Annotated in this window: 5 protein-coding genes and 1 pseudogene; 3 read left to right on the top strand and 3 right to left on the bottom strand. The window is 71.3% G+C overall.

Annotated features, from left to right (window positions below; genetic code table 11):
• Positions 1 to 748: pseudogene (locus ACZ49B_RS26150) on the bottom strand (hypothetical protein); the annotation flags it as partial.
• Between the two features lie 668 nt (positions 749 to 1,416).
• Here ACZ49B_RS26150 and ACZ49B_RS26145 point away from each other — a divergent pair.
• On the top strand, positions 1,417 to 1,764 hold the full coding sequence (locus tag ACZ49B_RS26145; protein WP_468310362.1) for a hypothetical protein: 348 nt from the start codon (positions 1,417 to 1,419) through the stop codon (positions 1,762 to 1,764).
• Between the two features lie 555 nt (positions 1,765 to 2,319).
• Here ACZ49B_RS26145 and ACZ49B_RS26140 read toward each other — a convergent pair.
• A complete protein-coding gene (locus tag ACZ49B_RS26140) occupies positions 2,320 to 3,651 on the bottom strand; it encodes an NHL repeat-containing protein (RefSeq protein ID WP_468310359.1) in 1,332 nt (443 codons plus the stop codon).
• A 343-nt stretch (positions 3,652 to 3,994) separates the two neighbouring features.
• On the bottom strand, positions 3,995 to 5,212 hold the full coding sequence (locus ACZ49B_RS26135; RefSeq protein ID WP_468310356.1) for a serine hydrolase domain-containing protein: 1,218 nt from the start codon (positions 5,210 to 5,212) through the stop codon (positions 3,995 to 3,997).
• Between the two features lie 228 nt (positions 5,213 to 5,440).
• On the opposite strand from ACZ49B_RS26135, the gene ACZ49B_RS26130 reads away from it, so the two are divergent.
• Both ACZ49B_RS26130 and ACZ49B_RS26125 read left to right on the top strand, forming a co-directional pair.
• A complete protein-coding gene (locus ACZ49B_RS26130) occupies positions 5,441 to 5,887 on the top strand; it encodes an SRPBCC domain-containing protein (protein ID WP_468310353.1) in 447 nt (148 codons plus the stop codon).
• Positions 5,884 to 6,231 (top strand): ArsR/SmtB family transcription factor, encoded by a 348-nt coding sequence (locus tag ACZ49B_RS26125; RefSeq protein WP_468310351.1) that lies wholly within the window; start codon positions 5,884 to 5,886, stop codon positions 6,229 to 6,231. The genes ACZ49B_RS26130 and ACZ49B_RS26125 overlap by 4 nt, the downstream gene beginning before the upstream one ends.
• Positions 6,232 to 6,285 lie beyond the last annotated feature (54 nt).

Raw genomic sequence — 6,285 nt, 5'->3', positions numbered from 1 at the left:
TCGGCCCCCCGGGGGGGGGGGAAGGGTTCGGGGGCGGCGTGGCGGGCCCCGCGGGGGGGGGGGGCTGTGGCGGCCCTCCCCCCGGCGCCGGAACCCCGCCCGGGGTCGGGGAACCCGCCGAGGATTCCAGGGGGCCGGGAGGGAGAGTGGTCACGGGCTCGGCCATCGGGGGCGCCGTCCACTGCCGGACCTGCTCGAGGGAGGTCGCGGGTACCGAGAGGGCCAGGGCGAGCGCGGTGAGCAGCAGCACCCGGCGCAGCCGTCGCGGGTCGCGGGCGCCTCGGAGGATGCGGGAGCGCAGCGGCAGGGCCGGCAGCTTCCGCTGGGCCCGGACGGCCGGTACGCGGGATTCCCGCAGTACCAGGCTCCCCCTGACCGGCGCTGGACACGGCTCCCGCAGGTGCCGGATCTCCTCGCGCAGGAGGGTGATCTGCCGCCTACGGGCGTCCACTTCGGCGCCGACCCGGGCCACGGCGTCCTCCAGGCCGGACAGGACGGCGGGACGCGGTGCCCACAGGACGAGCTCCGTCCCCGGCAGGTGAGCGGCGCGATCTGCGGGCGTTGCGTCCCCGCGCCCCTCCTCCAGTTGCGGCTCGGGTTCGGCGCCGACGACCGGCTCGCCTTCGGCTCGGGCGACGGCTTCGTCGAGTTCCTTCTGGAGCCTGGCCGTCAGCCCCAGAAGGGTGCGTAATGCTTCTTCCGACCGGGCGAGTTCGGTGTCGGCCTGACGCCGGGCGCGCTGGAGCATCTCCCATGTCTGCGGAGGCGTTTCCCTTTCGCCCGACGGTCGGGACCCGCCTTCCTCGGCCGCGCAGGCGGCGGCATGCAGTTCCCTGGCGCGGGCCCACAATGCGGCGCGGCCCCTCTCATCACGGACCCGGGCGGATACCACCCCTTTCAGGAGGTCCAAAGGAATGATCTTCGCTCCCGAACGGTAGTCGCTCCAACTGGTCTTTCCCGCCCCGTACGACTTCGCCAACTCCCGGACCGTACGACCCTCCGTCATGCCCCGCAGGAACACCGCCAGCGCATTCGCCTGGGCGGTCTCCCCCTTCGGTTCCCCTTGCAGACGCCCCGCCCTGCCCATCCGTAAGGCTCCTCCGTGTTCGCGGGGCGCCCGGGTTTCCGCCCGCCCCGTTCCGGTCGACGTACCAGCAGATCAGGTGATGCGTCGGGCTTTCCACCGGTTGTCGGACAACCTGCCGTTCCGTGGCTCGATTCCGCACGGCTCATCCGGCAAGGGAGCGATACGGACGGCGATGGATCCGTCCCTGTCCGCGGACAATGCCGATTGTCCGCGGCTGAACTGCGATTTCCCCGATTTCTGTGGACGGACAATCGGGCCGCCCGAAATCTGGGAACACCGGCGGAAACACCCGCCGGAACAACCGGAACTCTGCCGAAAGAGACGAACACATGCGAAAGAAGCTCGCTCTGCTCGCCGTCGCCACAGCCGCGGTCACCGTGATGGGCGCCGCGACCTCGGCCAGCGCCGACACCCGTGTCATCAAGGGTGCGTACGTGTACTTCGACCCGTCCCGGAACATGTTCGGCATCGGCGACACCGAGGCAGACGGCCGCACCGCGTACCTGGACGTCAGGGTCAACGGTGGTCCCCAGCAGACGTTCGGGAACCACAACGGCAACGGGACCTGGCGCGACGTGTACTCCGGCGAGACCGGCATCCGGGACGGAAACACCCTCGCGTGGCGGGCCCGGGTCGGCGGCGGCGCGACTTCCGGCTGGGTGTACGAGACCGCCTGAGCCAGGGCGCCGGCCGCAAGGCCCGCGCCACGGACTCGGACGTCCGGGACGGCAGCCCCTACAAGGTGCAGGTGTGCACGGCTGACGTGGCCGGGAACTGGCTTCCCCACTGCACTGCTTGGCACTGACAGCTCCGCCGCCTCGGCACGATCCTGACCGTCGGCCAAGCGGGGCGGCAGAGGCGGGGTCCTCGTGGCGCCAGTTCCCCGCCCGGCCGCCGCCGTCGAAAGCAGGTCCGTGAAGCCAGTGTCGGCATGCAGCCGAGACTGGCTTCACCGGCGACCCGAGCGATCGCGGCGCCCGCCCGCATCTCGACGAGGCCGGAGATCTCCGGCCGAGCCGGATGGCGGAACGTGCTGCCGGGGTCCTAGGGGTCTTGCCGATCAGGCCGGATCAGGGAGCGGCGTCCCGTGCGTGCGATCGCAAGGCCGAGGAGGGAGTCGACGCGGTGGGGGCACCTCCCAGCGGTAGCTGGGGGACGTCGGCGAGTGACGAGAACGCGGCGAGCGCGCGTTGCCGGACGCCGCGAGCCCGGCCTGATCGACAAGACGCCCCCTAGGGGGTGTCCGCAGAGTCCTTGCCCTCGTGGAGGCGGCCCACGAGGAGGTTCGGGTCCTTCAGGGTGGCGAAGTAGGACGCGCTCGTCACGTACACGGTCTTGTCATACGTGTCGCGTTTGTCACCGTCGTCGCCGTTACGGCGGTCGTCGCGCTTGTCGCGGCCGTCGCCCTCGTGGCGCTCGTCGCGGCCGTCGCCCTTGTCGCGGCCGTCGCCCCCGTCGTGCTCCCCGCGGCCATCGCCCTTGTCACGGCCGTCGCCCCCGTCGTGCTCGCCGCGACCGTCACCCTTGTCACGGCCGTCACCCTCATCGTGCTCCCCGCGGCCATCGCCCTTGTCACGACCGTCACCCTCATCGTGCTCCCCGCGGCCGTCTCCCTTGTCACGGCCGTCGCCCTCATCGTGCTCCCCGCGACCCTCACCCTTGCCGCGGCCGTCGCCCTTGTCGCGCACCGCCACGGCTGTCGGGTTGGACAGCCCGTCCTGCTCCGTGAGGACGATCTCGCGGGTGCCGTCGGGGCGCACGAGTGCGACTTGGTTGGCCATGATCAGCGTGGCGAGGACCGTGTCGTCGTCCCCCGTGAAGGCGAAGTCGTCGATCCAGTCGAGTCCGGTCGCCTTGGTCTGGATGGTGCCGGCGGAGCCGTCATGACGTACCGGGATGCGCAGCAGTGTCTTGCGGTCGGTGTTGGACACCCACACGGCGCCGTTGTGGACCTTGATGCCGTTGGCGCCGGCCTGGAAGCCGTCGGCCTCGGGGAGCGGCTGGAGGTCGGTCCCCGTGGCCCAGGCCGTGGGGGCGCCGCCTTCCTGCGGGACGCGCCAGACGATTCCGCGTGCCGTGTCGGCCACGTAGAACACACCGCGCTCCTCGTCGAGGGCGAGGCCGTTGGGGAGCCCGTCCGTCGGAAGCTGCGCGATCTGGACCGGCGGGCCGCCATAGGGCCCGATGCGCCAGATGCCGGTCTCGCTCGTCCCGGTGGCGTAGTTGACGTAAAGGGTGCCGTCGTGGGCGCGCACGATCCCCATGACCACGGCCGCGCCGAGGACGGGGGTGTTCGGGTTCGCCACGGCGGGCAAGGTCGCGACGGGAAGGACCGCCCCCTGCTTGTCGACGCGGACGACCTGCCTTGCGAAGGCGAGGGTCAGGTTCGCTGAACCGTCCGGTTCCAGGGCGATGTTCTCCGGCGCCTCCCCGGTGGTGAAGTCGAATACCGCGACGACGCGGGGATTGGAGATGGTCGGTTCGCCGGCCGACGCCGGGCCTGACACGAGCAGGGTGAGGGCGGCGGCCGTGGCGGTGGCGGCCAGGCGTGAGAGTCGGGACATGGGCCTCTCCTTGGGCGGGCACGAGGTGCCGGGAGTACGCGACACAAGAAGAAGGTGACGATGCGTCAGCCCGAAGCGGTGGCAGTCAGGGCCGGGAGATCGCCCGCTTAGTCCAGGGCTTGGGCCAGTTGGCACTGGCGCCCGCCGTCGCCTGGGGCCGCCGGCCGTACGGACCGTACGCAGGCACCGGTGACCGAGTGTGTGGCACTGGCCCTCGTTCGCAGGTCTGGCAGATCACCGCAGATCACCGACGGGGGCACGGGCGCGGCCTGCGCCGACCGATTACGCAGGGTGCACTCCGGGTTGTGCAGGAGCCTGCACGCGGAGCCGCGGGCGGCGCGCCTCAGCCGAGGGTGAGCGGGTGGTCGGGAGCGAGGTCCTTCGCGATCCGTTCGGCCACCGTGGAGGCGGAGTTGCCCTCGGGGGACGAGGGGCCCTTGGTCACGGAGACCGCGATGGACAACTTCTGCGCCGGAAGATAGGCGGAGACGGCCGCGTATCCGGAGAAGGAGGGGTTCGTCGCGATCCAGTCGTGGAGGACCAGGACGCCGAATCCGAAGTGGAGGGCCTCGGTGTTCTTCCGGCAGTACGGGGCCGGGCACTCCTTCGTCGGGGCGCCCAGGCCGACCGTGCCGGGGTTCAGCTGCGTGCGGAACGCCTGCTTCGACAGCAGAGCGCCCGTGCCGATGCCGCGGGCGGAGGTGGCCAGGTCGCAGATGTCCCCGGTGAGGACCGCGCCCGGGGCGGTGGTCCACGAGGGGTTCCAGTAGCTCGACTCCTCGTACGTACCGCGTTCCGAGGTGAAGGCGTGCAGGGCCGGGGCCGGGATCTCGGGGGTCGCGGAGTTCCTCGTCTCGTGCAGGCCGAGCGGGTCCAGGACGAGCTCCTGCAGCACCTGGTCGAGGGGCTGGTCGGTGATCTTCTCGAGAGCGGCGCCGAGCAGCTGGAAGTTCTCGTGGGAGTAGCTGAAGCTCGTGCCCGGCTTGTACCAGAGCGGGTGCCTGCTGGTGATGGCCAGGGTGTCCGCCGGGGTCCACTGACGGAAGGGCTTGGCCTCGATCTCCTTGAGGAACACCGGGTCGGTGACGTAGTCGTGGATGCCGGAGGTGGAACTGCCCAGCATGCGCAGGGTGATCTCGTCGGCGTGGGGGACGTCGGGCAGCCACTTCGAGAGGGGGTCGTCGAGGCCGACCTGGCCCTCGTCGACGAGGGCCAGCAGCGCGGTGGCCATGTAGACGATGCCGACCGAGCCGGTGCGGAAGTGCATGGCGGGGTCGGCCGGAACTCCGGTCATCGATGTGCCGAGCGCTCCGGTCACGACCTCCCGCTCCCCCGAGGTCACGCGGAAGACGACCGAGTTGAGTCCGAACTCCTGCTGCGCCGCGCGGGCGGTGTCGAGGACACGGGCCGCCTGGCCCGAGGCCGACCGGGGGTCCGGGGAGCTGACACACTTCGGCGCACGTGCGGCGACCGCCGTGGCCGGGGCGATCCCCACGCCGAGCGGCAGGATCGCGGCGACCAGACCGGCAGCGCAGAGGCACGCCGTTCGAGAACGCCTCACGTTCCCCAGTATGGGCGCGCCGCGGGCACCCGGCCCGGCGGGCGGCGCTCGACGGCGATGCCGGACGAAAGCCGACGGTCACAGCCATGGACGGCGCCCCTGCAGCATCACCCCACTGCTCATCCACGACCGGCGCGACGACCCTATGCGCAACCTCCCGGTTGCACCTGAAGGACTGACGTGCAACCCTGGAGTTGCATCATTGGATCGCGATGAAGGAGTTCCGTCATGAGCGAAGACCGGATCGAACGCGAAACCCTGATCGACGCGCCCCTGGACCGGGTCTGGCCCCTGGTGGCGGAGCCCGGCTTCTGGGTCGCCGACCCGGCGAGCTCGACCGGCACCCTGGCCCGGGAGGGAGAGTCCCTCGTGGCACGGAACGCCGAGTACGGCGATTTCCCGGTGCGCGTGGAGAAGGTCGAGCCCCAGACCTACCTGGCGTACCGCTGGGCCAGCGCGTTCCCGGGAGAGGAGCTGCGCGAGGACAACAGCACCCTCGTGGAGTTCACGCTGACCGCGGAAGGCGACAAGACGAGGCTGCGCGTCGTCGAGAGCGGATTCGCGAGCCTGGCCGGCCCCGAGGACCTGCGTGCCAAGGCCGTCAAGGACAACACCGGAGGCTGGCCCCAGGTGCTCGACGCCCTCAAGAAGCGCATCGAACAGTCCTCCGCGTGACGGACGAAGATCGCGGCAGGGCGGAGGCCGTCGACGGCGTCCTCGCCGCCCTGGCCGACCCCACGCGACGGCGACTGCTCGATCTGCTCGCGGCGCAGGGCGAGGCCTCGGCAACGGCACTCGCGGACCGGCTCCCCGTCTCGCGCCAAGCCGTGGTCAAGCACCTCGCCGTGCTGGACGCCGCCGGTCTGGTTTCGGGCAGCCGGGTCGGACGCGAAGTGCGGTACGCGGTACGCCCCGCGGCACTGGACGCGACGGCCCGGTGGATGGCTGCGCTCGCCGCCGACTGGGACAGGCGCCTGGCACACATCAAGCGCATCGCCGAGTCGACGGAGGAGCACTGAGGCAGGCCCCCTGACGAGGCGCTGACGCCCGGCACCCGACACTGGGCACCTCGC

Source organism: Streptomyces sp. NPDC031132 (assembly GCF_055570595.1).
This window is presented reverse-complemented; position numbering and strand designations above follow the sequence as displayed.